Source organism: Rhizobium sp. 862_C5_N1_2 (assembly GCF_051811205.1).
GTDB lineage: Bacteria > Pseudomonadota > Alphaproteobacteria > Rhizobiales > Rhizobiaceae > Rhizobium > Rhizobium leguminosarum.
This window is the reverse complement of the sequence record NZ_JBPWPT010000004.1, coordinates 459,803-483,637: the sequence shown is the minus strand read 5'-3', so window position 1 is coordinate 483,637 and position 23,835 is coordinate 459,803. Positions and strand designations below refer to the sequence as shown.

The 23,835-nt window shown below is 61.5% G+C and carries 25 protein-coding genes and 1 pseudogene; 18 read left to right on the top strand and 8 right to left on the bottom strand.

The window, feature by feature from the left end:
* Nucleotides 1-37 precede the first annotated feature (37 nt).
* Nucleotides 38-685, bottom strand: coding sequence for a TetR/AcrR family transcriptional regulator (locus ACD590_RS35070; RefSeq protein WP_018446168.1), 648 nt, complete (start codon nucleotides 683-685; stop codon nucleotides 38-40).
* A gap of 136 nt (nucleotides 686-821) precedes the next feature.
* On the opposite strand from ACD590_RS35070, the gene ACD590_RS35065 reads away from it, so the two are divergent.
* Nucleotides 822-2,006: an HlyD family secretion protein gene (locus ACD590_RS35065; protein ID WP_047620394.1), complete on the top strand. Its 1,185-nt coding sequence runs from the start codon at nucleotides 822-824 to the stop codon at nucleotides 2,004-2,006.
* 24 nt (nucleotides 2,007-2,030) lie between these two features.
* Entirely contained in the window at nucleotides 2,031-3,620 is a 1,590-nt protein-coding gene (locus tag ACD590_RS35060) for a DHA2 family efflux MFS transporter permease subunit (protein WP_018246637.1), read from the top strand.
* Between the two features lie 41 nt (nucleotides 3,621-3,661).
* Here ACD590_RS35060 and ACD590_RS35055 read toward each other — a convergent pair whose 3' ends face one another.
* From ACD590_RS35055 to ACD590_RS35045, 3 genes and pseudogenes are all read right to left on the bottom strand, one after another.
* Nucleotides 3,662-4,531, bottom strand: a complete 870-nt coding sequence (locus tag ACD590_RS35055) for an aldose 1-epimerase family protein (RefSeq protein ID WP_047620395.1) — start codon at nucleotides 4,529-4,531, stop codon at nucleotides 3,662-3,664.
* Nucleotides 4,532-4,651: 120 nt separating this feature from the next.
* A pseudogene (locus ACD590_RS35050) lies at nucleotides 4,652-4,950 on the bottom strand (DUF6665 family protein).
* Nucleotides 4,904-5,194, bottom strand: a complete 291-nt coding sequence (locus tag ACD590_RS35045; RefSeq protein WP_439004410.1) for a hypothetical protein — start codon at nucleotides 5,192-5,194, stop codon at nucleotides 4,904-4,906. Before ACD590_RS35045 ends, ACD590_RS35050 begins: the two are co-directional and overlap by 47 nt.
* On the opposite strand from ACD590_RS35045, the gene ACD590_RS35040 reads away from it, so the two are divergent.
* The 4 genes from ACD590_RS35040 to ACD590_RS35025 all read left to right on the top strand — a co-directional run bounded on the left by ACD590_RS35040 (nucleotide 5,156) and on the right by ACD590_RS35025 (nucleotide 8,221).
* Nucleotides 5,156-6,778 carry an ABC-F family ATP-binding cassette domain-containing protein gene (locus ACD590_RS35040; protein ID WP_247264871.1) on the top strand — a complete coding sequence of 541 codons (1,623 nt, stop codon included), beginning with the start codon at nucleotides 5,156-5,158 and terminating at the stop codon, nucleotides 6,776-6,778. The two genes, ACD590_RS35045 and ACD590_RS35040, sit on opposite strands and share 39 nt — an antisense overlap.
* A gap of 101 nt (nucleotides 6,779-6,879) precedes the next feature.
* Nucleotides 6,880-7,272, top strand: coding sequence for a VOC family protein (locus tag ACD590_RS35035; RefSeq protein ID WP_018246641.1), 393 nt, complete (start codon nucleotides 6,880-6,882; stop codon nucleotides 7,270-7,272).
* A gap of 107 nt (nucleotides 7,273-7,379) precedes the next feature.
* Nucleotides 7,380-7,970, top strand: a complete 591-nt coding sequence (locus ACD590_RS35030) for a hypothetical protein (protein ID WP_018246642.1) — start codon at nucleotides 7,380-7,382, stop codon at nucleotides 7,968-7,970.
* Nucleotides 7,971-8,056: 86 nt separating this feature from the next.
* Nucleotides 8,057-8,221, top strand: coding sequence for a DUF1328 domain-containing protein (locus ACD590_RS35025; RefSeq protein ID WP_003549551.1), 165 nt, complete (start codon nucleotides 8,057-8,059; stop codon nucleotides 8,219-8,221).
* 80 nt (nucleotides 8,222-8,301) lie between these two features.
* Here the strand turns inward: ACD590_RS35025 and ACD590_RS35020 are convergent, their stop codons facing one another.
* Entirely contained in the window at nucleotides 8,302-8,661 is a 360-nt protein-coding gene (locus tag ACD590_RS35020) for a hypothetical protein (RefSeq protein WP_028732287.1), read from the bottom strand.
* A gap of 20 nt (nucleotides 8,662-8,681) precedes the next feature.
* Nucleotides 8,682-8,930, bottom strand: coding sequence for a membrane protein (locus ACD590_RS35015; protein WP_012759902.1), 249 nt, complete (start codon nucleotides 8,928-8,930; stop codon nucleotides 8,682-8,684).
* Between the two features lie 589 nt (nucleotides 8,931-9,519).
* Between ACD590_RS35015 and ACD590_RS35010 the strand changes: the two genes are divergently transcribed.
* A complete protein-coding gene (locus ACD590_RS35010; RefSeq protein ID WP_018246644.1) occupies nucleotides 9,520-10,041 on the top strand; it encodes a DUF992 domain-containing protein in 522 nt (173 codons plus the stop codon).
* A 76-nt stretch (nucleotides 10,042-10,117) separates the two neighbouring features.
* Nucleotides 10,118-10,609, top strand: a complete 492-nt coding sequence (locus ACD590_RS35005) for a GNAT family N-acetyltransferase (RefSeq protein WP_032994396.1) — start codon at nucleotides 10,118-10,120, stop codon at nucleotides 10,607-10,609.
* Nucleotides 10,610-10,717: 108 nt separating this feature from the next.
* Here ACD590_RS35005 and ACD590_RS35000 read toward each other — a convergent pair whose 3' ends face one another.
* On the bottom strand, nucleotides 10,718-11,647 hold the full coding sequence (locus ACD590_RS35000) for a LysR family transcriptional regulator (protein WP_018446160.1): 930 nt from the start codon (nucleotides 11,645-11,647) through the stop codon (nucleotides 10,718-10,720).
* Nucleotides 11,648-11,721: 74 nt separating this feature from the next.
* Between ACD590_RS35000 and ACD590_RS34995 the strand changes: the two genes are divergently transcribed.
* The 10 genes from ACD590_RS34995 to glpK all read left to right on the top strand — a co-directional run bounded on the left by ACD590_RS34995 (nucleotide 11,722) and on the right by glpK (nucleotide 22,794).
* A complete protein-coding gene (locus ACD590_RS34995; protein WP_247264869.1) occupies nucleotides 11,722-12,639 on the top strand; it encodes a DMT family transporter in 918 nt (305 codons plus the stop codon).
* Between the two features lie 94 nt (nucleotides 12,640-12,733).
* The gene (locus ACD590_RS34990) at nucleotides 12,734-13,507 is read left to right on the top strand and encodes a DeoR/GlpR family DNA-binding transcription regulator (RefSeq protein ID WP_018246648.1); all 774 of its coding nucleotides are present in this window, start codon (nucleotides 12,734-12,736) and stop codon (nucleotides 13,505-13,507) included.
* A gap of 119 nt (nucleotides 13,508-13,626) precedes the next feature.
* A complete protein-coding gene (gene glpD / locus ACD590_RS34985; protein WP_439004374.1) occupies nucleotides 13,627-15,141 on the top strand; it encodes a glycerol-3-phosphate dehydrogenase in 1,515 nt (504 codons plus the stop codon).
* A 43-nt stretch (nucleotides 15,142-15,184) separates the two neighbouring features.
* Nucleotides 15,185-16,261, top strand: coding sequence for an ABC transporter ATP-binding protein (locus ACD590_RS34980; RefSeq protein WP_439004373.1), 1,077 nt, complete (start codon nucleotides 15,185-15,187; stop codon nucleotides 16,259-16,261).
* A 9-nt stretch (nucleotides 16,262-16,270) separates the two neighbouring features.
* Complete coding sequence (locus tag ACD590_RS34975; RefSeq protein ID WP_439004372.1) at nucleotides 16,271-17,341, top strand: ABC transporter ATP-binding protein; 1,071 nt, start codon at nucleotides 16,271-16,273, stop codon at nucleotides 17,339-17,341.
* A 3-nt stretch (nucleotides 17,342-17,344) separates the two neighbouring features.
* Complete coding sequence (locus ACD590_RS34970; RefSeq protein ID WP_112907950.1) at nucleotides 17,345-18,208, top strand: carbohydrate ABC transporter permease; 864 nt, start codon at nucleotides 17,345-17,347, stop codon at nucleotides 18,206-18,208.
* A 14-nt stretch (nucleotides 18,209-18,222) separates the two neighbouring features.
* Entirely contained in the window at nucleotides 18,223-19,044 is an 822-nt protein-coding gene (locus ACD590_RS34965) for a carbohydrate ABC transporter permease (RefSeq protein ID WP_112907949.1), read from the top strand.
* A gap of 13 nt (nucleotides 19,045-19,057) precedes the next feature.
* Nucleotides 19,058-19,339 (top strand): DUF2160 domain-containing protein, encoded by a 282-nt coding sequence (locus ACD590_RS34960; RefSeq protein WP_112907948.1) that lies wholly within the window; start codon nucleotides 19,058-19,060, stop codon nucleotides 19,337-19,339.
* A gap of 77 nt (nucleotides 19,340-19,416) precedes the next feature.
* Nucleotides 19,417-21,141 carry an ABC transporter substrate-binding protein gene (locus ACD590_RS34955; RefSeq protein ID WP_112907947.1) on the top strand — a complete coding sequence of 575 codons (1,725 nt, stop codon included), beginning with the start codon at nucleotides 19,417-19,419 and terminating at the stop codon, nucleotides 21,139-21,141.
* A gap of 150 nt (nucleotides 21,142-21,291) precedes the next feature.
* Nucleotides 21,292-22,794, top strand: a complete 1,503-nt coding sequence (gene glpK, locus ACD590_RS34950; protein WP_439004371.1) for a glycerol kinase GlpK — start codon at nucleotides 21,292-21,294, stop codon at nucleotides 22,792-22,794.
* 38 nt (nucleotides 22,795-22,832) lie between these two features.
* Here glpK and ACD590_RS34945 read toward each other — a convergent pair whose 3' ends face one another.
* Nucleotides 22,833-23,834 carry an ABC transporter permease gene (locus tag ACD590_RS34945; protein WP_439004370.1) on the bottom strand — a complete coding sequence of 334 codons (1,002 nt, stop codon included), beginning with the start codon at nucleotides 23,832-23,834 and terminating at the stop codon, nucleotides 22,833-22,835.
* Nucleotide 23,835 lies beyond the last annotated feature (1 nt).

Below are 23,835 nucleotides of genomic sequence, written 5' to 3'. Positions count from 1 at the left end.
AGAAAAAATCATCGCGCTCTGAAGCCCGAGCGATGCTTCAGAGCGCGCAACCCTTCAGGAAAAGATCGGCGCACATCTTCGCCCGCGCCTGTATTGCTTCGATCGTCGGCGGTGGCTCCTGACGCAGGATCGCCGCGCGCTGCGGTTCCATGGCCATCATCCCGCGCAGCATGCCGCAGGCTAAATGCGGATCCTCGAGCGCAATGAGGCCGCGGTCGACCTGCCGGCGCAGCCAGTCCTCCATCAGCGCATTGGTGCGTAGGATCGCCTGTTCGTAGAAGGACGTGGCGATTTCAGGGAAGCGGTCCGACTCGCCGATGACGAGGCGCATGATGGTGACCGTATCTTCAGAAAGCGACAGCATGCCGTAAGCCATCAGCATACGTTCCAGCCCATCTCTCAGATCGGCATTGGCGAGCATCGGGGGATCGAGCGCGAGCAGGAAACCGACGATACGCTCTGAGATCATGCTGGCAAAGAGATCGGCCTTGGTCGGAAACAGCCGATAGAGGGTCTTTGTGGAAACACCAGCCTCCTGGGCGATCGTGGCGATGCTTGCCGCCGCGTATCCATTCTCGTGAAACTGGGTATTTGCCGCCTTGATGATCAGGCCCCTGGTGTCGTCGTCACAGCGCAACTGCGGCCTTCCGCGCGGCCTTCTCTCAATTTGTTGATTTTGGACCATGATGATTTTCCAAATTCCTATTGACATCCATTTTATAGTGCATATTTTGGAAAATATCAAGTTTCCTAAATAGGATTTCACTTGAATTCAGAGGCCGCAGCCCAAGAGACGGCGACCCGTCATCCGGAGAAAGACAATGACTACCAAGAAGCTGCGTGCCTTGAACAACAATAACGCCGTCGAAACCGTTGCCGAAGCCGCTCCCGCGAGCCTGGACGCCGGCAAGCCACCGCTCATCGCTGAGGCCGCTGCCCCCATTGCCGAGGAAAAGCCCGCCCGCAAGCGTGGCGGCCGCTCCTTGCTTCTCGGTGCCACCGCCCTCGTGCTGATCGCCGCCGGCGCCTATTACGGCCATGATTACTGGACAGTCGGGCGTTTCCATATCTCGACCGACGACGCCTATGTGAAAGCCGACAGCAGCACCATCGCCCCCAAGGTTTCGGGCTATCTCGCCGAGGTCCTCGTCATGGACAACGAGACCGTCAAGGCCGGCCAGCCGCTCGCCCGCATCGATGACCGCGACTTCAAGGCAGCCCTTGATCAGGCAAAGGCCGATGTCGCAGCCGGGGAAGCCACCGTCAACGCCAAGCAGGCTTCGCTCGATATCCAGCAGTCCACGATTGCCGCCGCCCGCGCGACCGTCGACGTCGACCGCGCCAACGAGACCTTTGCCGAGCAGAACAACAAGCGCTATTCGAACCTTGCCACCAGCGGTTACGCCCCGGTCCAGACGGCACAGCAGGCCGCCTCGCAGATCGCTGCCGCCCAGGCCTCGATCGTCCGCGACACCGCCTCGCTCGATGCCGCCGTCAAGCAGGTCGATCTTCTCAACGCCGAACTGGCCCAGGCAAAGGCGGCTCTTGCGCGCAGCCAGGCCGTCCAGCACCAGGCCGAGCTCAACCTCTCCTATGCGACGATCACAGCGCCCGTCGACGGCACCGTCGGCAACCGGACGCTGCGCATCGGCCAATATGTCCAGGCTGGCACCCAGCTGATGTCGGTCGTGCCGACGACGGCTGCCTATGTCATCGCCAACTACAAGGAAACCCAACTCACCGACGTGAAGGCCGGCCAGCCAGTCGATATCGAGGTCGATATGTTCCCCGGCCGCACCTATCACGGCCATGTCGACAGCCTCGCACCGGCAAGCGGCCAGGAATTCGCCCTGCTGCCGCCCGATAACGCCACCGGCAACTTCACCAAGGTCGTCCAGCGCATTCCGGTCAGGATCGTGCTCGACGGCGACGCCGCCGCCAACGGCGACCTGCGACCCGGCATGTCCGTCCAGCCGAGCATCGACACCAAGAACGACCGCAGCTAGGCCGGGGGTCGAGGAGTTTGTGTCATGTCCACCATCGCAGCAACATCAATCGCCGCTCCGCAGCCGAAAACCGGCGCCAGCACCAGGGAATGGATCGCCGTTCTCGCCGGCATGATCGGCGCCTTCATGGCGATCCTCAACATCCAGATCACCAATGCCTCGCTGCTCGACATCGAGGGCGGCATCGGAACGGGCGTCGACAACGGCGCCTGGATCTCCACCTCATACCTCATCGGCGAGATCGTCGTCATTCCGCTGACGGCCTATTTCAGCAACGTCTTCTCATTCCGGCGCTTTATCCTCGTCAACTCCGTCCTCTTTCCACTGTTTTCGATCGCCTGTGCCTTCGCCCATGATCTCGGCACGATGATCGTGCTGCGCGGCCTGCAGGGCTTTGCCGGCGGCGTGCTCATCCCCATGGCCTTCACCATGGTGCTGACCAAGCTGCCGAAATCGCAGCAGCCGCTCGGCCTGGCGATCTTCGCGCTCTCGGTTACCTTCGCACCGGCGATCGGCCCGACCATCGGCGGTTACCTCACCGAAAACTATGGCTGGCAGACGATCTTCTTCATCAACGCCATCCCGAGCGCCATCATGGCGGTCGCCCTTGCCCTGACGCTCGACAAGCAGCCGATGCAGCTTGGCCTACTCAGGGAGGGCGACTGGGCTGGCATCTTCACCATGGCGATCGGTCTTTCGGCGCTGCAGACGGTGCTTGAAGAGGGCAACAAGGAAGACTGGTTCTCCTCGCCCTTCATCGTCAAGCTCAGCATCGTCGCCTTCGTCTTCCTCGTCGCCTTCATCTGGATCGAGCTGACGGTGGAGAAGCCCCTGGTCAAGCTGCGGCTGCTCAAGCAGCGCAATTTCGGCATCGGCGTTGCCGTCAACGTGCTGGTCGGTGTGGCTCTCTTCGGCACCGTCTATATCCTGCCGCAATATCTCGGCCAGGTGCAGCGTTATAATGCCGAGCAGATCGGCAATGTCCTGGCCTGGACCGGCCTGCCGCAGCTGCTTTTGATCCCGCTCGTGCCGATGATGATGAAGCGCTTCGATGCGCGTTACATCGGCTTCCTCGGCATCTCGATCTTCGCGATCAGCTGCTTCATGAACATCACGCTTTCGGCCGATACCGCCGGCGACCAGTTCTGGATTCCGAATATCGTCCGCGCCATCGGCCAGGCCCTGGTGCTGACACCGATCACCGCCATCACCACTGCCGGCATCGCTCCATCAGATGCGGCCGCCGCCTCGGGCCTGACCAACATGCTGCGCAATCTCGGCGGCGCCGTCGGCACGGCGACACTCGGCACGGTGCTGACCAAACGCGAGCAGTTCCACTCTAATATCATCGGCCAGTCGGTGACGCTCGGCCGCGACGAAGTCCGCAACCGTCTCGACCAGATGACTGGCTACTTCCTGCAGCATGGTGTTTCCGATCATGCCGTCGCAGCCCAGAAAGCCATCGTGGCGCTTGGCCAGATTGTCAGGCGCCAGGCCCTCATCCTGGGTTTTGCCGATACCTTCGCCGTCATCGGCGTTGTTCTTGCCATTGCAGCCGTTGCCCTGCTGCTCACCCAGAAACCGCGGGCCGGCGGTGGCGCCGGCGCTCACTGAACGAAATACCGGCGCTCGCCGGGCTTCCTGGCGAGCGCTTTCTATTGCGGGATTTCGACCGTAAAGGCGAAGCGGGCGACAGCACCCGGTTCCAGGATCGTGGTCGAAGGCCTCTTCGATAGCTCGCTCGAACCTCCCGCTTCCGCGGCCGTTCCATGCCAGGGCTCGACACAGAGGAAGGGCGCCCCCGGCTTGGTCCACAGCGCAAGATTGGGCAGGTTTTCGAAATGGAAATGCATGGCCGGCCCGCCTTCTGCGCCATAGCGCAGCCCTTCGCCCGCACCGCTCGGGAAAATCATCGCATCCTGCTCGAACATGGCATGATCGAGCACCAGCCGGCCGGCATCGAACGGCGAGGGCAAGGCCGCAGGGTTGATGAGGCCGCCTTCCAGCCGCACGAGCGCCGGCTCGCCTTCATTGTCTAGGGTGACGATATGGTCGCGCCCGGAAGCACCGGGTAATGGCCAGGCGAAGGCCGAATGGAAGCCGAGACCGAAGGGCATCGGCTTCTGGTCGCGATTGCTGACCTCCGCCGTGACAGTCAACGCCCGGCCCTCGACCGCATGCACCACGGCCAGCTGAAACTCGAAGGGATAGACCGCCCGCGTCGCCTCCGAGGCGGTCAGTTCGAACCGGCACATCGTCTCGGTGGATGCCGCAAGCGCGAATTCGCTGCGGCGGGCAAAACCATGCTGGGCCATCGGATAGACCGTGCCGTCGATCGTGATCTTGTCGTCAGGTGTCTTGCCGACGATCGGAAACAGGATCGGCGAACGCCCGGTCCAGAAGGCCGCGTCGCCCGTCCACAACCATGAACGCCCATCGCTTGACGTGAGCGCCTGCATCTCGGCGCCGAGGGTGGAGACATCGACGGTGAGATCCTGATTGCCGATCCGGATGGAGGTTGGCATCGCGTTTCCCTTTCGCATTGGTTGGGCACCAAGCCATACCTTTCCGCACCGGGGATTTCCACCCAATAGAGAGAGGCAGGACGGCAGCCACGGTGACAATAGCAGAGCCGTCGCAGTGCGCTACTTCCGCACCGCGCCCAATCTGGCGATCACTTCGTTCGGAATGCCGTAGCGCTGGACGGCGTCGCGGTTGTTCCGCAACCCGCAGATCTCACGCTGGATGAAGAACGCCCAGACGGCGTCGGAGGCTTCATTGAGAAGCCTCTCGCGTTCCTCAGTGCGGCAAGTGCCGCCTCCGCTTTCAGTCCGTGACGTCCAAGCGAATCCGCGCGTTCCGACATCAGCTCGTATTCGAGGACGTTGAAGCCGTTTTTATTCTGCTCGGATGGTCTGAAGGACTGCGGCGGACGAACGCTCATTGGCACAGGTCTCCGTTGGCGTGAGCCGCGATAATATCCAATCCGGTTCCAAATTAAAGAAGGCGAGCATGTTCGCCCGAAAACCGCTCACACCTTTCGGCATCATACTCTTGAGATCAAGACGGTCGGAAACAGGGCTATCCTGCGATTTCCCCGCATGGCATAAGCGCGCCAAAATCTCCTTCTCCAGGCTCCCGCGCAAATCATGATCCGTATTGAAAATATCAGCAAGCAGCTCAGTCACCGCATCCTCTTCATCGAGGCGTCCGCGGCTCTTAACAGAGGCGAGAAGATCGGCCTCGTCGGCCCGAACGGCGCCGGTAAGACGACCGTCTTCCGGATGATCAACGGCGAGGAGCAGCCCGACGAGGGGCAGGTCTCCGTCGAAAGGGGCGTCACCATCGGCTATTTCAATCAGGATGTCGGCGAGATGGCGGGCCACAGCGCCGTCGCCGAGGTGATGAACGGTGCCGGCCCGGTCAGCATCGTTGCCGGCGAATTGCGCGATCTCGAGGCCGCCATGGCCGATCCCGAGCAAGCCGATAGCATGGAAGAGATCATCGAGCGTTACGGAGAGGTGCAGGCGCGCTACGAGGAGTTGGACGGTTACGCGCTCGAGGGCCGCGCACGCGAAGTGCTCGCGGGGCTCAGCTTCAGCCAGGAGATGATGGACGGCGATGTTGGCGCGTTGTCGGGCGGTTGGAAGATGCGCGTAGCGCTTGCTCGCATTCTCCTCATGCGCCCCGATGTCATGCTGCTCGACGAGCCGAGCAACCATCTGGATCTCGAAAGCTTGATCTGGCTAGAGGAATTCCTGAAAGGTTACGAGGGCGCGCTGCTGATGACCTCGCATGATCGCGAGTTCATGAACCGCATCGTCACCAAGATCATCGAGATCGATGCGGGCACGCTGACGGCCTATTCCGGCGACTACGAATTCTACGAGCAGCAGCGGGCGCAGAACGAGAAGCAGCAACAGGCCCAGTTCGAGCGCCAGCAGGCCATGCTTGCCAAGGAAATCAAGTTCATCGAGCGGTTCAAGGCGCGCGCCTCGCATGCCTCGCAGGTGCAGAGCCGGGTGAAGAAGCTGGAGAAGATCGACCGGGTGGAACCGCCCAAGCGCCGCCAGATCGTTTCCTTCGAGTTCCAGCCGGCGCCGCGCTCCGGCGAGGACGTGGTCAACCTGAAGAACGTTCATAAGAAATACGGCAGCCGCAGCATCTACGAGGGACTCGACTTCGTCGTGCGCCGCCGGGAGCGCTGGTGCATCATGGGCATCAACGGTGCCGGCAAGTCGACGCTGCTGAAGCTGGTGACCGGCTCCACCGCGCCTGATCAGGGCAGCGTCGCCCTCGGCGCCAGCGTCAAGATGGGCTATTTCGCCCAGCACGCCATGGATATATTGGATGGCGAGCGCACTGTCTTCCAGATGCTGGAAGACCAGTTCCCGCAGGCAGGGCAGGGGCCGTTGCGCGCGCTGGCCGGCTGCTTCGGTTTCTCCGGCGACGATGTCGAGAAGCGGTGCCGGGTACTATCAGGCGGCGAGAAGGCCCGGTTGGTCATGGCGATCATGCTGTTCGACCCGCCGAACCTGCTCGTGCTCGACGAGCCGACGAACCATCTCGACCTCGACACCAAGGAAATGCTGATCAAGGCACTGTCGCAATATGAGGGCACCATGCTGTTTGTTTCGCACGATCGGCATTTTCTCGCCGCACTCTCCAACCGGGTGCTGGAACTGACGCCCGAGGGCGTCCACCAATATGGCGGCGGCTACACCGAATATGTGGCGCGCACCGGCCAGGAGGCGCCCGGCCTGCGAAGCTGACGGATTTTTTCGCGGGGCATGTCGAAATTGCCAGGCTCGAGGCGACCAGCAGACAGCCGGCCAGCGATATCGGCTGAGCGGTCGAAGCAACGGAGGAAGATATGTCCATGCTGTTAGACAGGATCGAGGTCGTCACCCTGTTCGTCGATGATATCGACGAGGCCAAAGCGTTCTACCAGAAGGTCTTTGCACCCGAGATCGTCTATGAGGACGCAGTATCCTCGGTGCTGAAATTCTCTGGGACGATGATCAACCTGCTGAAAGTGACGGAAGCGCCTCAACTGGTCGAGCCGTCGGCGGTGGCAGCACCGGGTTCCGGCGCGCGCGTCCTGCTGACGATCAAGGTCGATGCCGTCGATGCGGTTTGCGCGGAACTGCGCAAGCTCGGGGTCACGCTGCTCAATGGTCCGATCGATCGTCCATGGGGCCGCCGTACCGCGGCCTTTGCGGATCCGTCGGGCCATGTCTGGGAGGTTGCGCAGGAATTGCGCTAAATTGGTGTCGCCGAGTTCTGAGGTCGCCTTCAGATTTTGCGACCGTGACGCGCCTCGGTAATGCCAGTTCGTCCACGCGAAGAGCGGATTCCACGGCTATCGCCACGATGATGACCAAATTCCGTGGTGTTCGAAGGCCTCTTCATGCAATCGGGGACGGGCACAACGGCATGGACTGGATCAATCGCTATATCGATCAGCCGCTACTGCACGGCGCGGCGGGTTTGCTGCGGAGTTGGCATCTCCGCACGCGGCAACCGCCGGAATTGTTGGAGCCGACATGGAATCTCGTCGTGCTCTCCTTTCTGCTGATCGCGAGCGGGCAGGTCATGGCCGGCGAGACTTTCACGCTCAGCGTTGCCGCGCTGATCATGCTGGCGCTGCCGTCCGCGCGAAAACTGCTTTCGGCTGTGAAGGCAGGGGGAGGCGGTTACGGCGCTCGGGAATATAAATCGCTGAGAGCGCGGGCCATCGCCAAACGTGAGGCGGAGTGGTCGGTGCGGATCATCGTGTTGTTCGCATCCGCCTGCCTTCCGTTCATCGCCCGCATCGACGATCCGGTGGGAGCCTGTTTCATGCTCGGAGCCAGCATCTGGTTCGTGCTGACCGGGCCGCTCAAGGCCTATCTCGATGCGGCCGAACCTCCCGAGCCGAATGAAGGCGACCGGAGGTACAGCGGCGTTTTTCATTTCGGCTGAACAAGCCGATGCGCCGACCGTGACACGGACGGGAACCAAATGGGGCGGCCTCCGTTATCTCCGCAGCAACGTAAAAGGAGATTGCGATGCTTTACTACGCTCTGGTGTTTCTCGTTGTGGCCTTGATTGCCGGCGTCCTCGGATTTGGCGGCATCGCAGGTGCTTCAGCTTCCATTGCCCAGGTTCTGTTCTTCATTTTCCTGGTTCTGTTCGTCGTGTCGCTCGTCATGAGACTAATGCGAAAAGTATAGTGCGGACAGATCGAGTATAAAAACCCGGCGAACACATCGCCGGGTTTTTCTTTATTGCCACACTCGGTTTGACCTCTACGTCACTGAAGGTTTCCATCCCGGTCGTGGTCGGCGGTCGCGAAATCCGCCATCACCCGCTGCATGAATTCGCTTCGGCTGATGCGGCCGTTGTGGTTCGCGTCGGTCAAAGTGAATTGCTCGACCGTCAGGATCTGCACCGTCTCGTCGGACTGCAGGCTGCCGTCCTTGTTCTTGTCGAGACTTCCGAAAGCCGTGCCCATGAAGGTCTCGTATTCCGAACGGTCGACGGCCTTGCTGGCATTGCCGTCGAGCCGGTCCATCTGGCCCTGATACATCGATCCGGGCTGTTGCTGCTGTTGCGCCACTGCCCCAACACATTGGCACAGGATGAGTGTCGTCGCGAAAGCCAAGGTTTTCATCGCTTGATATCCCTCCCCAATTATCGGCAAGCCAGGCGGTTGCCTACGAAACCGCCACCGCCTATGCCGGCGCCGACAGCAAGCACCTGCCCGGTTCCGGCGCCGATCGTACTGCCGATCAAGCCACCGACAATCGCGCCGCCGACGGTTCCCGCGATGCAGCCGAATTCGGAATTACGATCCGAGACGGCCTGTGACGTCGGCCCGGACTGGCAGGCGGAGACGGCAAGGCATCCCGCCAGTATGATGTTTGTCCTGCGTATGCGCATCTTTCCCTCCCGATAAATTACCCGCTATCTCCAATAGAGATGAGCGGGCGTACGATTGTCCGGCCCCCGCGAAAATATCGCCTGATTATATCTCTCAAATTCAGACTTAGTTTCCGTTCGAACGGAAGCATAATTCCGGAAAACAAGCGGAAATTCTGCGGCAATGCCAAGCAATCATGCCGATTCCTCTCCAGTTACAGCGCTGCATGGAGAGTATTTTCAAATAGTACAGCTATCTATACGGCATGGCAACCTGCGCGATCATCGATCGCCTATCCAAATGGGGCGCCTGCAATTTGCATGATACCGCTCGTTAAGAGTTGACGGCGATCAGGATCGTGCCTTTCCGGCAACCATCGCTGACAACATCGTAAAATAACCGGATGACGCGAAATGATGCCTTCGAAATGTCCCAATGGGGGCTGAACCGTAGCCGTGTTTGTCGGTTGCGCCCTCCCATGCGCTTTGACATGCGATGCGTAAATGATGCCGGGTCGGGATCGTTTTGCGGTTCCGTCCGTTATCTGTTGCCGAATCTGGTGGCGAGTAGCCGGGTATGCTCCCGTCACGATTTGAGAAGGAGAGACTTATGAATAAAACTTTTGCGACGGCGTTTGCCGCGGTATCGTTGACGCTGGTCGGCGCTGGGGCGGTTAATGCCGCCGACCTCGTCACCAGGACGTATGAAGAGCCGGACCTGCGCAATGGCGTGAAGATCGGCTACCTCACCTGCGATATCGGCGGCGGCACGGGTTACGTGCTCGGCTCCTCCAAAGAGGCCGACTGCATCTTCCAGTCGACCGTCGGCAACGAACTTTCGGATCGTTATACGGGCGAAGTGAGAAAGCTCGGCATCGACCTTGGCTTCACCACGCGCAGCCGCCTGATCTGGGCCGTGTTCGCGCCGACGGCCGGCTATCACCGCGGTTCGCTCGCCGGCCTCTATGTCGGCGCTAGCGCTGAAGCGACGCTCGGTGCCGGTGTCGGCGCCAATCTCCTGGTTGGCGGCACGTCCGGCTCGATCCATCTGCAGACGGTCAGCCTGACCGGTCAGCTCGGCCTCAACGTTGCGGCCGGCAGCGCCTCGATGACGCTCACGGCAGCGAATTGATGTAGCCTTTTGGCGTCCCCTGCCGCATCGCGGCAGGGGACGCCACCTCGTCTGAGGAGCGATTTCGCGCCCTCATATGCCCAAGCCGGATCACGACACGATGGATATTCGAATGGCAAAGCCCAGCGAGGACGAGATCCTGGTTGGGCACTATCTGAAGATCTGGGACAGCTACGGCACACCACCGGAACACTACAGGTCTGATGCGGCGGCGCGGATTTTGTCCTTTATCAGAAGCGGTCGCGAAGAGCGCCGCCTGACCTCGTTCCTTGCGGTCGTCGACGGTGACATCGCCGGTTCTGCATCCTGCCAGCTGCACCAATCGCCGTTTCCGGAGGTCATCCGGCCGGAACAGCGGCTGCACGGTTACATCTGGTCCGTCTATGTCGCCGACGCCTTCCGCCGGCGCGGCATCGCATCGGCGCTGACCGACAAGGCTGTCGACTATCTGAAATCGATCGGCTGCACGACGGCCGTCATCCATGCTTCAGATGCCGGCGAGCCCGTCTATCGAGCCGCTGGTTTCGAGCTGGCGAAGGAAATGCGCCTGAAGCTTCTGGCAGAGTAACGGCCCGGGCGAAGCCTTCATCGAAGCGCGCGACCTCTCCCGCATCGAAACCGAGGGTAAAGACCTCATGCCCGGCCGCTTGAAGGCCGCCGGTGTCGCTTCTTCCACTTACGTTTTCGCTCGGCCGGGCGCGATAAAAGTGGCAATCGTCGCCTCGTCGTGGCCGGCCTCGCGCAGGAAGCGGCTGGCGAATTCGATGGCAGGGCTTCTAAGCGCATCGTCCGGCCGGATCAGGTGAAAGGCCACATGATAATCGAGCGTCCGCTCCGATACGGCGACGACGCGTCCGGCCGCCAGCGCGGCATCCGATAGCGGCGGCCGCGCGAGTGCGATCCCGAGCCCCTGCGCACAGGCATCGATCACCAGATTGTAGTCCTCGAAGCGCCGGTCGTGGCCGCGCGGTATATAGTCGACACCCTCGCGGGAGAGCCAGCGGCGCCAGCCTTCGATGTTCGAATCATGCAGAATCGGCAGATCGAGCAGCGAAAGGGCATCGGAATGCTGCCCGAGCCGGTCCGCCAGCGCCGGGGCGGCGATCGGGAACGATTTCTCCTGCCAGAGCGGCAGGGCGCGTACGCCGGCCCACGGCCCCTTGCCGCAGCGAATGGCCAGATCGGTGCCTTCGCCGAAATCCGCCAGCCGGTGTTCGAGCGTGAGCTCGACATGCAGCTCGTTTCCTTCGAGCTTCGGCAGGCGTTGAAACAGCCATAGGGAGGCGACAGAGGGCGTCACCGAAAGGCGCACTACCGCCTTGTTACGGCGAGGCAGCCAGCGTTCGCCGCTATTGCCGAGCAGCGCAAGTGCTTCCTCCGCCCGCGCGAAAAACCGCATACCTTCCGGCGTCAGGCGCACGCCGCGGGCTTCGCGCGCAAACAGGCGCACGCCCATCCAGCGCTCCAGGCGCGAGACCTGCCGCGACACCGCGCCATGGGTGATGCCGCTTTCCTCGGCTGCGGCCGAAAACGATCCGAGCCGGGCTGCACGGGCAAAGGTCTCGAGCGTATCGAGTGGCGGAAGCACTGGTGAGCTGTGAACCATACGCACATTTGATCATCGATTGCGATGCTTTTCAAGCACGCATCGAAGGCCTAATCCATTGTCCGCAGGAACATATGGAGGCGAAAATGAGCATGGCGGCAAGCGCATCGATGTCGACGAAACAGCAAGGCGGGTTCGATCTGGTGGCCTTTGCGGCGATCCTCGTCACCATCCTCTTCTGGGCTTCCTCTTTCGTGGTGATCCGCATCTGCCTCGGACCGCTGACGCCGATCGAACTGGCGACGGCGCGTTATGTGGCAGCCGGCGTCATTGCTCTCGTCTATCTCGTCATCTACCGGCCGATGCCGGAAAAACGCGATTTCGTCCGCCTCTCCGTTGCCGCCGTGCTTTTTATCGCCGCCTATGCGGTGCTGCTGAACACTGGCGAGCAGACCGTTACGGCAGGACCGGCGAGTTTCATCATCAACACCATGCCCGTCTTCACCGCCCTGATCGCCACATTTGCGCTTGGCGAGCGTTTCGGCCGCTGGGGCTGGGCGGGGACCGCGGTTTCCTTCGGGGGCGTGGCGCTGATTGCGGTCGCCTCCAATGACGGTTTCAAGCTCGATCCGAATGCCATCCTCATCCTGGGCGCAGCGCTTTGCTCGGCGATCGCCAGCGTGCTGCAGAAGCCGCTGCTCGGACGGCTGCCGGCGCTTGCCGTCACCGCCTGGATCCTGCTCATCGGTTCCGTGCCGCTGGTTCCGGCCGTTCCGGCGACGATCCAGGCGCTTGCCGCCGCACCGGCGGAGGTGAACTGGGGCGTTGCCTATCTCGTCATCTTCCCCACAGCGATCGGCTACCTCACCTGGGCGATCGCGCTGAAGCGGCTGACGGCCGCCCGCGCCTCGAATTTTCTTTACGGCGTTCCGCCGGTCGCCACGCTGATCGGTTTTGTCTGGCTGGGCGAAATTCCGACCGCGCTCGGCGCAATCGGTGGCATCATGGCAATTCTCGGCGTGCTGGTCGTCAACGTGATGCGGAAGCGGTAGCGTCAAATTCGGGCCGCGAAGGCGGCCTGGTAACAGTTAGGCATTGCGCCGCCATTCGCTTTCTTTAAAACGAAAGCAGATCGAAAGGCGTCCCATGTTCTTGACCGACCGACAAACTGAAATCGTCGCGATTGCGAAATCGAGCGGCAGGGTTCTGGTCGAGGAGCTCGCTTCCCGCTTTTCGGTGACGCCACAGACGATCCGCAAGGACCTGAACGATCTCTGCGATGCGCAGGTACTGACACGCATCCATGGCGGCGCAACATTTCCGAGCGGGACAGAGAACGTCAAATACGAGGCGCGCCGGCAGATCGCCGCTTCCGAGAAACAGGCAATCGGCATTGCGGCGGTCGAGCTCATCCCAAGCGGTGCCTCGCTGTTCATCAATATCGGAACGACGACCGAGGCGGTGGGCGAGGCGCTCGCCAACCATCACGAGCTGATGGTGATCACAAATAATATAAACGTTGCCAATAGGTTACGTCTTTTTCCGGCAATCGAGGTCGTCATTGCCGGCGGCGTCGTACGCGGTTCGGATGGCGGGATCGTCGGGGAGGCGGCCGTCGATTTCATCCGCCAGTTCAAAGTCGATTACGCCGTGATCGGTGCTTCGGCGATCGACATCGACGGCGCGCTTCTCGATTACGATTTTCGCGAAGTGAAGGTTGCTCAAGCAATTATCGCCAATGCCCGACATGTCATTCTCGTTGCCGATTCGACGAAGTTCGAACGCACCGCACCGGTCAGGATCGGCCAGCTTTCCCAGGTTCATACCTTCATCACCGACCACTGTCCGGTGCCGTCGATCCGCAATCTCTGCCTGGAAAACAATGTGAAACTGATCGAAACGAATGGCAGATCCCGTTAGATGGGGATCTGCGGAAACATTCGTTTGACATTCGGATCTCTTTCGTTTTAACTGGTGTTACTTTCGCAATTGCGCAAATTTTGTGCGATGCGAAATCGACAGCGGGCTCGGAGGGGGAATTGGGCCGAAATATTCACGACATATTCGTCATCGGGGGCGGCATCAACGGCTGCGGCATCGCGCGCGACGCTGTTGGGCGTGGCTATTCGGTGGCGCTGGCGGAGATGAACGATTTCGCCTCGGGTACCTCGTCGGGCGCCACCAAGCTGATCCATGGCGGCCTGCGTTACCTTGAGCATTACGAGTTTCGTCTGGTGCGTGAATCGCTGATGGAGCGCGAGATCCTCTGGGCGATGGCGCCGCACATCATCTGGCCGCTGCGTTTCGTGTTGCCCTACCACAAGGGCGGGATCCGTCCGGCCTGGCTGATCCGGCTCGGCCTGTTCCTCTACGACCATCTCGGCGGCCGCAAGCTGCTACCGCCGACATCCGTACTCGACATGCGCAGCGATCCGGCCGGCAAACCGCTGAAAGCGCTTTTTGCCAAGGCCTTCGAATATTCCGACGGCTGGGTCGACGATGCCCGCATGGTGGTACTGAACGCCCGCGACGCCGCCGACAAAGGGGCAACCATCATGCCGCGCACCAAAGTGGTGTCGGCGAGGCGCGAGAATGGCCTGTGGCATATCGAAACCACCGATACCGTCACCGGCCGCAATGACAGCCATCAGGCCAGGATGCTGGTCAATGCCGCCGGTCCCTGGGTCGATCATGTCATTCGTTCCGCCTTCGGCCAGAACGAAGCCCATCATGTCCGCCTCGTCCAGGGCAGCCATATCGTCGTGAAGAAGAAATTCGACGATGCGAGAGCCTATTTCTTCCAGAATCCCGATAACCGCATCATCTTCGCCATCCCCTACGAGGGCGACTTCACGCTGATCGGCACCACGGATCGCGATTATACCGCCGATCCGCGGGATGTCCGGATCTCCGAGGAGGAGACCGTCTACCTCTGCAATGCGGCGTCGGAATATTTCAAGGAGCCCGTCAGGCCGGAGGATATCGTCTGGACCTATTCAGCGGTCAGGCCGCTTTATGACGACGGCGCCTCGAAGGCACAGGAGGCGACGCGCGACTATGTACTGAAGCTGGAAGGCGAAGGTGCCGCCGCGCCGCTACTCAACGTCTTCGGCGGTAAACTCACCACTTATCGCCGGCTTTCCGAACACGCGCTGGAGAAGATCGGCGCTGCGATCGGCGTCAAGGGTGCCCCATGGACGGGCAAAAGCCATCTGCCGGGCGGCGACTTCCCGGTTCGGGGCTATGAGGCACAAGTTGACAAGCTGAAGCGGCGTTATCAGTTCCTCGCCGATCAGCATGCCCGCCGCCTGGTGCGCCGCTATGGCACCAGGGCCGAGGCGCTGCTCGGCGATGCCCGCGGCATCGACGATCTCGGACGGCTGTTCGGCGGCGATCTCTACGAGGCCGAGGTTACCTATCTCGTTGAACATGAATGGGCCCGGCACGCCGAAGACGTGCTGTGGAGGAGAACAAAGGATGGTCTGCGCCTTTCGAAGGAGCAGGCCCAGTCACTGGAGGAGTACATGGCTGCCATACCGGCGATGGTCGGATAAGGGCAACGTGTGGTCCCCGCTGCGTGGAGGCACGGGAATCGGAATGCTGGAACTGCGAAACGCCGCCAAGATGGTGGGCGCGGACTATCATATCTACCCGACCGATCTGGTTCTCGAGCGGGGCACGCTGAACGTCCTGCTCGGGCCGACGCTCGCGGGTAAAACGTCGCTGATGCGGCTGATGGCGGGCCTTGATCGTCCCACAGGCGGCTCCATCCATTTCGACGGTGCTGATGTCACTGGCATGCCGGTGCAGAAGCGCAACGTCGCCATGGTCTACCAGCAGTTCATCAACTATCCGGCGCTGACTGTCTACGACAACATCGCCTCGCCGATGCGCATATCGGGCAAGGATGCCGCCACGATCGACCGTGAGGTGCGCAAGGCGGCCGAGCTGCTGAAGCTCACGCCCTATCTCGACCGCACCCCGCTCAATCTGTCCGGCGGCCAGCAGCAGCGCACGGCGCTTGCGCGCGCTCTGGTCAAGAATGCCAGCCTCGTGCTGATGGACGAGCCGCTCGCCAATCTCGATTACAAGCTGCGCGAGGAACTGCGCGAGGAACTGCCGAAGATCTTCGCCCAATCCGGCGCGATCTTCGTCTATGCCACAACCGAGCCTTCCGAGGCGCTCCTGCTTGGCGGCAATACGGCAACGCTGAACCAGGGCCGGGTGACCCAGTTCGGGCCGACGATCGAGGTTTATCGCCGACCCGTCAATCTCGCCACCGCCGGCATTTTCGCCGATCCGCCGCTGAACACCCTCGACGTCACGAAATCCGGCAATGTGTTCACGCGTCCGAGCGGGGTCACGATCTCAGTTCCCTCGCATCTGGCCGTCGTGCCGGATGGTCCCGTCACCGTCGCTTTCCACCCGCATCATCTCGGCCTTGCGCCGCAGACCGGCGATGCGGCCCGCCTGCAGGCGCGCACGCTGGTTTCCGAGATCACCGGCTCGGAGAGCTTCGTCCACCTGGAATATGACGGTGTGCGCTGGGTGATGCTGGCGCATGGCATTCACGACATCGATCCCGACGTGGAGGTCGAAGCTTTTCTCGACACCCGCCACCTGATGGCCTTCGGCAGCGACGGCCGCGCCATCGCTGCGGCCGGAAAGGCATAGGAGAGCACAATGGCACGCATCACGCTCGACCATATCCGCCACGCCTACGGCGCCAATCCGAAATCCGACAAGGATTATTCGCTTAAGGAAGTCGACCACGAATGGAATGATGGCGGTGCTTATGCGCTGCTCGGCCCCTCCGGCTGCGGCAAGACCACGCTGCTCAACATCATCTCCGGCCTGCTGCAGCCCTCGCACGGCCGCATCCTGTTCGACGGCAAGGATGTTACGAACCTTTCGACCCAGAGCCGAAACATCGCACAGGTCTTCCAGTTTCCGGTCATCTACGACACGATGACGGTCTACGACAATCTTGCCTTTCCCCTGCGCAACCGCGGTGTGGCCGAGGCGGATGTCGACCGGCGTGTCCGCGACATCCTCGAAATGATCGACCTTGCCAGCTGGGCCAGGCGCAAGGCGCAGGGCCTGACCGCCGACCAGAAGCAGAAGATCTCGCTCGGCCGCGGGCTGGTGCGCAACGACGTCAACGCCATCCTGTTCGACGAGCCGCTGACCGTCATCGATCCGCATATGAAATGGGTGCTGCGTTCGCAGCTGAAGCGGCTGCATAAGCAGTTCGGCTTCACCATGGTCTATGTTACCCACGACCAGACAGAAGCTCTGACCTTCGCCGAAAAGGTCGTCGTCATGTATGACGGCCAGATCGTCCAGATCGGCACGCCGGCCGAGCTGTTCGAGCGGCCGAGCCACACCTTCGTCGGCTATTTCATCGGTTCGCCGGGCATGAATTTCATGCCGGCCAGGATCGAGGGCAGCGCCGTCAAGGTCGGAGGCGAGACGCTGACGCTCGATTACGCACCGAAGACATCAGGTACCGCCAAGACCGAACTCGGCATCCGCCCCGAATTCATTCGCCTCGGACGGGAGGGCATGCAGGTCACGATCAGCAAGGTCGAGGATATCGGCCGGCAGAAGATCGTGCGCGCCCGCTTTGCCGGCCAGCCGATCGCAATCGTCGTGCCGGAGGATGCCGACATTCCCGCGGATGCCCGCGTCACCTTCGATCCGTCCGCCATCAGCATCTACGCCGACAGTTGGCGTGTCGGCAGGGAGGCCTGAGCCATGCAGAAGACGTGGAATAACAAAGCCTGGTTTCTGGTCCTGCCGGTGTTGCTGCTTGTGGCGTTTTCGGCCGTCATCCCGCTGATGACCGTCGTCAACTATTCGGTGCAGGATACGTTCGGCAACAACGAGTTCTTCTGGGCCGGTACCGACTGGTTCGTCCAGACGCTGCATTCCGATCGTTTCTGGGAATCGCTTGAGCGCAATCTGCTGTTCTCGTTCATCATCCTGGCGCTGGAGATTCCGCTTGGCATCTTCATCGCGCTCAACATGCCGAAATCAGGCCCGGGTGTTCCCGTCTGCCTGGTATTGATGGCGCTGCCGCTGCTCATCCCGTGGAACGTCGTCGGCACCATCTGGCAGGTTTTCGGACGCGTCGATATCGGCCTGCTCGGCCACACTCTCGAAGCGATCGGCCTCGACTACAACTATGTCCGCGATCCTGTCGACGCCTGGGTCACCGTCATCGTCATGGACGTCTGGCATTGGACAAGCCTCGTCGTGCTGCTTTGCTATGCCGGCCTGGTCTCGATCCCGGATGCCTATTATCAAGCTGCCAAGATCGACGGCGCCTCGCGCTGGTCCGTCTTCCGTTACATTCAGCTGCCGAAGATGAAGCGGGTGCTGCTGATCGCCGTGCTCCTACGCTTCATGGACAGTTTCATGATCTATACCGAGCCTTTCGTCGTCACCGGCGGCGGGCCCGGCAACTCGACGACCTTCCTCTCCATCGACCTCGTGAAGATGGCCGTCGGCCAGTTCGATCTTGGCCCGGCGGCGGCAATGTCGATCATCTACTTCCTCATTATCCTGCTGCTCTCATGGGTATTCTACACCGTGATGACCAGCAGCGACGCGAGCTAAAGGGAGGGCGAGATATGACCAACAAATACAAACCTGCAGGCAGCCTCTCCTGGCTCGTTCCGACGATCTACATCCTGTTCCTGATCCTGCCGATCTATTGGCTGGTCAATATGAGCTTCAAGGAGAATTCGGAGATCACCGGCGCCTTCTCGCTCTGGCCGACGAACCCGACGCTGCGCAACTACGCGGTCATCTTTACCGACCCGTCCTGGTACAACGGCTATATCAACTCGATCATCTACGTGGTGATGAACACGGTGATCTCGGTCGCTGCGGCGCTGCCGGCGGCCTACGCCTTCTCGCGCTACCGTTTCCTCGGTGATAAGCACCTGTTCTTCTGGCTGCTGACCAACCGCATGGCGCCACCGGCGGTCTTCGCGCTGCCGTTCTTCCAGCTCTATTCGGCCTTCGGCCTGATCGACACGCACATCGCCGTGGCGCTTGCCCACTGCCTGTTCAACGTGCCGCTCGCCGTCTGGATCCTAGAAGGCTTCATGTCGGGTGTGCCGAAAGAGATCGACGAAACCGCCTATATCGACGGTTATTCCTTCCCGCGCTTCTTCATCAGGATCTTCATTCCGCTGATCGCCAGCGGCGTCGGTGTCGCGGGCTTCTTCTGCTTCATGTTCTCGTGGGTCGAGCTGCTGCTGGCCCGCACGCTGACGACGACGGCGGCAAAGCCGATCTCGGCGATCATGACGCGAACGGTGTCCGCCTCGGGCATGGACTGGGGCGTGCTGGCTGCGGCCGGCGTGCTCACCATCATTCCGGGCGCACTCGTCATCTATTTCGTCCGCAACTACATCGCCAAGGGCTTCGCGCTCGGGCGCGTTTGAGGAGGAGACGGTCATGAATTTTTCCTGGATGGCCTGGACGTTGCCGACGACGCTGTTCTTCCTGACGATCCTGGCGCTTCTGATCGCCATGAGCGTCTGGGAATATCTTTCGCCGGGCGGCTCACCGCGCACGGGCGTGCTGCGTTTCGAGACGACGCGCGGCGACCGCCTCTTCATTTCGCTGCTGGGCAGCGCTTTCATTCATCTTGCATGGCTTGGGCTCGGTGGGCCCAACCTGTGGTGGGCTCTTGCCATCTCCGTGGTCTACGCCATCGGCGTCTTCCGCTACGTGTGACGGCAAGGAGAAGACAGATGGCCGGGGGTACTGGCCGCCTGAGACGTGACTGCAATCGCAAACCCTGGGAGGATATTATGCGAAGGCACTTATTGACGACGACAGCAGGCTTGCTGCTGGCAATGACAGCATCGGCCTATGCCGGCATGGACGAGGCCAAGACGTTCCTCGACAAGGAGGTCGGCGATCTCTCGACGCTTCCGCGCGCCGACCAGGAAAAGGAAATGCAGTGGTTCGTTGATGCTGCAAAGCCTTTCGCCGGCATGGACATCAAGGTCGTGTCCGAAACGATCACGACCCATGAATACGAATCGAAGGTGCTGGCGCCCGCCTTCACGGCGATCACCGGCATCAAAATCACCCACGACCTCATCGGCGAAGGCGACGTGGTCGAGAAGCTGCAGACGCAGATGCAGTCGGGCGAAAACATCTACGACGCCTATATCAACGATAGCGACCTGATCGGCACCCATTGGCGCTATCAGCAGGCTCGCTCGCTGACCGACTGGATGGCCAACGAAGGCAAGGATGTCACCAATCCGGGCCTCGACATCGACGACTTCATCGGCAAGTCCTTCACCACGGCGCCTGACGGCAAGCTCTATCAGTTGCCAGACCAGCAGTTCGCGAACCTCTACTGGTTCCGTTACGACTGGTTCAACGACGAGAAGAACAAGGCGGACTTCAAGGCGAAGTATGGCTACGATCTCGGCGTGCCGGTCAACTGGTCGGCCTATGAGGATATTGCCGAGTTCTTCACCGGTCGCGAGATCGATGGCAAAAAAGTCTTCGGCCATATGGACTACGGCAAGAAGGACCCATCGCTCGGCTGGCGCTTCACCGATGCCTGGCTGTCGATGGCCGGCAATGGCGATAAGGGCATCCCGAACGGCAAACCTGTCGATGAATGGGGTATCAAGGTCGACGAGAACTCGCGTCCGGTCGGCTCCTGCGTGGCGCGTGGCGGCGATACCAACGGCCCTGCTGCGGTCTATTCCATCCAGAAATATCTGGACTGGATGAAGGCCTATGCACCGGCTGCCGCCCAAGGCATGACCTTCTCCGAATCCGGCCCCGTCCCCTCGCAGGGCGAAGTCGCTCAGCAGATGTTCACCTACACGGCCTTCACCGCCGACTTCGTCAAGGAGGGCCTGCCCGTCGTCAACGCGGACGGCACGCCGAAATGGCGTTTCGCGCCGAGCCCGCATGGCGTCTACTGGAAGGACGGCATGAAGCTCGGCTATCAGGATGCCGGTTCGTGGACGCTGATGAAGTCCACGCCTGACGATCGCGCCAAGGCGGCCTGGCTCTATGCCCAGTTCGTCACCTCCAAGACTGTCGACGTGAAGAAGAGCCACATGGGCCTGACCTTCATCCGCCAGTCGACGCTGGACCACAAGTCCTTCACCGATCGCGCGCCGAAGCTCGGCGGCCTGATCGAATTCTATCGTTCGCCGGCCCGTCTGCAGTGGTCGCCGACCGGTACGAACGTTCCTGACTATCCGAAGCTGGCTCAGCTTTGGTGGCAGGCGATTGGTGATGCCTCTTCCGGCGCCAAGACGGCGCAGGAAGCGATGGACTCGCTTTGCTCCGAACAGGAGAAGGTACTGCAGCGCCTGGAACGCGCCAAGGTCCAGGGCGACATCGGCCCGAAGCTCGCCGAGGAGCATGATCTCGCCTATTGGAACGCGGATGCGGTGAAGAACGGCAACCTTGCCCCGCAGCTGAAGATCGAGAACGAGAAGGATAAGCCGGTCACTGTCAACTACGACGATCTCGTCAAGAGCTGGCAGAAGAAGTAAGGCGGACCCGGCCGGAAGCGACGAGGCTTCCGGCCATCCCTTCCTGCCACCGGCAGCAAGCCGGTGGCACCCACAATCTTTCTCTCATGAAACGTCCGCGTCCTGCTGTCCTCTGCAGGCGGAGCGGTTTCGTGCGAGCCGGAGACGGATATGAGCGGCTATATTCTTTCAATCGACCAGGGCACGACATCGTCGCGCGCGATCATCTTCGATGGCGACATGAAAATGGCCGGCTCGGCGCAGGCGGAGATCACCCAATATTATCCGCAGCCCGGATGGGTGGAGCACGACGCCGCCGAAATCTGGCGATCGGTCGTCGATACTGTGCGCAAGGCGATCGTCGATGCCGGTATTGATGCCGCCGACATTGCCGCGATCGGCATTACTAATCAGCGCGAGACCGCGGTCGTCTGGGATCACAGGTCCGGGACACCGCTTCACCGCGCGATCGTCTGGCAGGACAGGCGCACGGCCGAAATGTGCGAGAGCCTGAAGGCCGATGGCTATGAGAAGCTGTTCAGCGCCAAGACCGGCCTGCTGCTCGACCCCTATTTCTCCGGAACGAAGCTGCGCTGGCTGCTCGACAATGTCGACGGCCTGCGTGAGAAGGCCGAGGCGGGCGACGTTTGCTTCGGCACGATCGACAGCTGGCTAATCTACAATCTGACGGGTGGCCGCGTGCATGCCACCGATGCGACCAATGCATCGAGGACGCTGCTCTATAATATCGACGACGGTGCCTGGGACGAGGAGCTTCTCGGCATTCTCCGCATTCCGGCCGCCATGCTTCCTGAAGTCAGGGAATGTGCCGATGATTTCGGCCGCGTCGACAAGACGCTGTTCGGCGCGGAACTTCCGATCCTCGGGGTCGCCGGCGACCAGCAGGCGGCGGCGATGGGCAATGCCTGCTTCGAGCCCGGCATGATGAAATCCACCTACGGCACCGGCTGCTTTGCCCTGTTGAACACCGGCCGGGATCGTGTTTCCTCCTCCAACCGGATGCTGACGACGATCGCCTACCGGCTCGACGGCGAGACGACCTATGCGCTCGAAGGCTCGATCTTCATCGCCGGTGCCGCCGTGCAATGGCTACGCGACGGCCTCGGCGTCATCGGTCAGGCATCCGAGGCAGGGGTGCTTGCGGCCAAGGCCGATCCCGGACAGCAGGTCTATATCGTCCCAGCCTTCACCGGCCTCGGCGCGCCCTATTGGGATCCGGCTGCGCGCGGCGCGATCTTCGGTCTGACGCGAAACAGCGGGCCAGCGGAATTCGCCCGCGCCGTGCTTGAATCCGTCGCCTACCAGACGCTCGACCTGCTGGTGGCGATGAAGAAGGACTGGGGCGTCAACCAGCTGGAAACGGTGCTGCGCGTCGATGGCGGCATGGCGGCTTCGGATTGGACGATGCAGTGCCTGGCCGATATGACCGGAAACCCCGTCGACCGCTCGGCGATCCGCGAGACGACGGCGCTGGGCGCAGCCTGGCTTGCCGGCTCGAAAGCCGGCATCTGGCCAGGCATGCGGGATTTTGCGCAGGCTTGGGCCTGCGACCGCCGCTTCAGCCCTTCGATGGATGAGACCGAGCGGCAGACCAAGATCATCGGCTGGAAGAATGCCGTATCGCGAATGATTTCCGACGCCTCAGTGGGGTAGAACAGCTTCCCCAAATACGACCGCAGTGGCGGCTTCTCTTAAGCGCCGTCGGCAGCTTTTCTGTTGATAAAGCTCAGGGCGAGCACGGCGAAGATCAGCGTTCCCGTGCCGACCTGCTGCCAATAGAAGTTCAGATCCGTCAGCAGCAGCCCATTGGCGACGATGCTGAGCAGCAGCGCGCCGAGAACGGTCCCGCCGACATTCGGCCGCCCGAGTGGGCTGAGTGTCGTGCCGATGAAGGTCGCGCCGATCGCATTCAGCAGGAAGGCATTGCCCGAGGAGGGGATATAGGTGGTGACGGTTGCGGTCAGGATCAGGCCGACGATTGCCGCGATCAACCCGACCAGGATGAAAGTGACCGCGACATGGGCCGGCGCGGCGATGCCGGAATAGCGCACGACGCCCGGCTGGATGCCGATCGACAGGATGACGCGGCCGAACCGCGTGCGGGCAAAAACGACCGCAGCGGCCGCGATCACGGCAATGGCAACCGCAAGCGGCACCGGGAAGCCGGCGATCGTGCCGTGGCCGAGGAAACGGAAGGCTTCCGGCACGCCGTTCGGCGGCAGATAGACCGGATTGCCGCCATTGGTCAGCAGCTGCTGAACGCTGCGGCCGATAAACAGCGTGCCGAGCGTGGCGAGGAATGGCGACACGCCGATCCCGGAAATCAGCAGCGCGTTGAACGCACCGACGAACGCTCCGGCGGCCAGTCCCGCGAGTGCGGCGACTGCCACCGGCTGCCCGGCGAGGACGAGCGAAACGAAGGCGAAGCTGGCAAAATCCATCGCCGTTCCCACCGAAAGATCGATGCCGCCCGACGCGACGGCGAAGGTCATGGCGATGGAGACGATGGCAAGCAGCGTGAAATTGTTGACGAGGATGCTCTGCAGGTTCGCAGGCGTCAGGAACGTCGGCGTTGCCACGGAAAAGGCGGCAAATACCGCAACCAGGGCGAGGATCAAGCCATAGCGCACCAAGCCGCCGACGATAAGACGCGGCAAGCCGATGGTGGCGAGGGGAGGGGTCTGGAGCGACATG

What these genes read in the sequence shown, in the direction of transcription:
- ACD590_RS35010 (WP_018246644.1), top strand. Translation starts at nt 9,520, where the DNA reads ATGAATAAAACTTTTGCGACGGCGTTTGCCGCGGTATCGTTGACGCTG.
- ACD590_RS34990 (WP_018246648.1), top strand. Translation starts at nt 12,734, where the DNA reads ATGTTCTTGACCGACCGACAAACTGAAATCGTCGCGATTGCGAAATCG.
- ACD590_RS35000 (WP_018446160.1), bottom strand. Translation starts at nt 11,647, where the DNA reads ATGGTTCACAGCTCACCAGTGCTTCCGCCACTCGATACGCTCGAGACC.
- ACD590_RS35025 (WP_003549551.1), top strand. Translation starts at nt 8,057, where the DNA reads ATGCTTTACTACGCTCTGGTGTTTCTCGTTGTGGCCTTGATTGCCGGC.
- ACD590_RS34980 (WP_439004373.1), top strand. Translation starts at nt 15,185, where the DNA reads ATGCTGGAACTGCGAAACGCCGCCAAGATGGTGGGCGCGGACTATCAT.
- ACD590_RS34955 (WP_112907947.1), top strand. Translation starts at nt 19,417, where the DNA reads ATGCGAAGGCACTTATTGACGACGACAGCAGGCTTGCTGCTGGCAATG.
- ACD590_RS34965 (WP_112907949.1), top strand. Translation starts at nt 18,223, where the DNA reads ATGACCAACAAATACAAACCTGCAGGCAGCCTCTCCTGGCTCGTTCCG.
- ACD590_RS35070 (WP_018446168.1), bottom strand. Translation starts at nt 685, where the DNA reads ATGGTCCAAAATCAACAAATTGAGAGAAGGCCGCGCGGAAGGCCGCAG.
- glpK (WP_439004371.1), top strand. Translation starts at nt 21,292, where the DNA reads ATGAGCGGCTATATTCTTTCAATCGACCAGGGCACGACATCGTCGCGC.
- ACD590_RS35030 (WP_018246642.1), top strand. Translation starts at nt 7,380, where the DNA reads ATGATGACCAAATTCCGTGGTGTTCGAAGGCCTCTTCATGCAATCGGG.
- ACD590_RS34975 (WP_439004372.1), top strand. Translation starts at nt 16,271, where the DNA reads ATGGCACGCATCACGCTCGACCATATCCGCCACGCCTACGGCGCCAAT.
- ACD590_RS35040 (WP_247264871.1), top strand. Translation starts at nt 5,156, where the DNA reads ATGATCCGTATTGAAAATATCAGCAAGCAGCTCAGTCACCGCATCCTC.
- ACD590_RS35065 (WP_047620394.1), top strand. Translation starts at nt 822, where the DNA reads ATGACTACCAAGAAGCTGCGTGCCTTGAACAACAATAACGCCGTCGAA.
- ACD590_RS35015 (WP_012759902.1), bottom strand. Translation starts at nt 8,930, where the DNA reads ATGCGCATACGCAGGACAAACATCATACTGGCGGGATGCCTTGCCGTC.
- ACD590_RS35060 (WP_018246637.1), top strand. Translation starts at nt 2,031, where the DNA reads ATGTCCACCATCGCAGCAACATCAATCGCCGCTCCGCAGCCGAAAACC.
- ACD590_RS35020 (WP_028732287.1), bottom strand. Translation starts at nt 8,661, where the DNA reads ATGAAAACCTTGGCTTTCGCGACGACACTCATCCTGTGCCAATGTGTT.
- ACD590_RS34970 (WP_112907950.1), top strand. Translation starts at nt 17,345, where the DNA reads ATGCAGAAGACGTGGAATAACAAAGCCTGGTTTCTGGTCCTGCCGGTG.
- ACD590_RS35055 (WP_047620395.1), bottom strand. Translation starts at nt 4,531, where the DNA reads ATGCCAACCTCCATCCGGATCGGCAATCAGGATCTCACCGTCGATGTC.
- ACD590_RS34945 (WP_439004370.1), bottom strand. Translation starts at nt 23,834, where the DNA reads ATGTCGCTCCAGACCCCTCCCCTCGCCACCATCGGCTTGCCGCGTCTT.
- ACD590_RS35035 (WP_018246641.1), top strand. Translation starts at nt 6,880, where the DNA reads ATGTCCATGCTGTTAGACAGGATCGAGGTCGTCACCCTGTTCGTCGAT.
- ACD590_RS34995 (WP_247264869.1), top strand. Translation starts at nt 11,722, where the DNA reads ATGGAGGCGAAAATGAGCATGGCGGCAAGCGCATCGATGTCGACGAAA.
- ACD590_RS35005 (WP_032994396.1), top strand. Translation starts at nt 10,118, where the DNA reads ATGCCCAAGCCGGATCACGACACGATGGATATTCGAATGGCAAAGCCC.
- ACD590_RS34960 (WP_112907948.1), top strand. Translation starts at nt 19,058, where the DNA reads ATGAATTTTTCCTGGATGGCCTGGACGTTGCCGACGACGCTGTTCTTC.